Genomic DNA, 538 nt, shown 5'->3' with positions numbered 1-538 from the left:
GAGCACGACATCGGGCAGCAGCCGGCGGAACTGCTCCAGGCCGCCGTCGGCGTCGCCGGCCTCGCCGGCCACGACCAGGTCCGGCTCCACCTCCAGCATGGCGCTGATGCCGTTGCGCACGAGCGGATGGTCGTCGATGGTCAGTATCCGGATGCTCATGTCCCGCCCCGCTACGCCCGCCGCTGCCGGTCACGGCGCAATGTATAGCAACCGGCGGCCTTCCGGGGGCATCCCCCAAATGGAGGACACGCAGGCCACCGTTCACCGCGATGATCCGGCACGGGGCACGGCCGATGCTGTTCCGGCAGGCGCACACGGCGTGCGCCCGGAGAAGCAGCCATGGATTCGCTGGGGCCCGTCTATCCACCGGGGCATACCGCGCTGCTGCTGGTGGATCCCTATAACGACTTCCGTTCCGAAGGCGGCAAGTTCTGGCCGCGCCTGGCCGAGGTCGCGGCGGGCGTGGACCTGCTGGCGAACCTGCGCCGCATCCGCCAGGCGATCCGCTGTGCCCGCTGGCCCCTGTTCTTCGTCCCCC

Annotated in this window: 1 pseudogene; it reads left to right on the top strand. The window is 70.4% G+C overall.

Features of this window, described 5'->3' with window-relative positions:
• Positions 1-339: 339 nt before the first annotated feature.
• A pseudogene (locus CWM66_RS29150) lies at positions 340-538 on the top strand (cysteine hydrolase); the annotation flags it as partial.

This window comes from Kosakonia sp. H7A (assembly GCF_003028445.1).
In the GTDB taxonomy this organism is placed as follows: domain Bacteria; phylum Pseudomonadota; class Gammaproteobacteria; order Enterobacterales; family Enterobacteriaceae; genus Kosakonia; species Kosakonia radicincitans.
The sequence above is the reverse complement of the archived record's forward strand: the minus strand, read 5'-3'. Positions and strand labels throughout refer to the sequence as shown.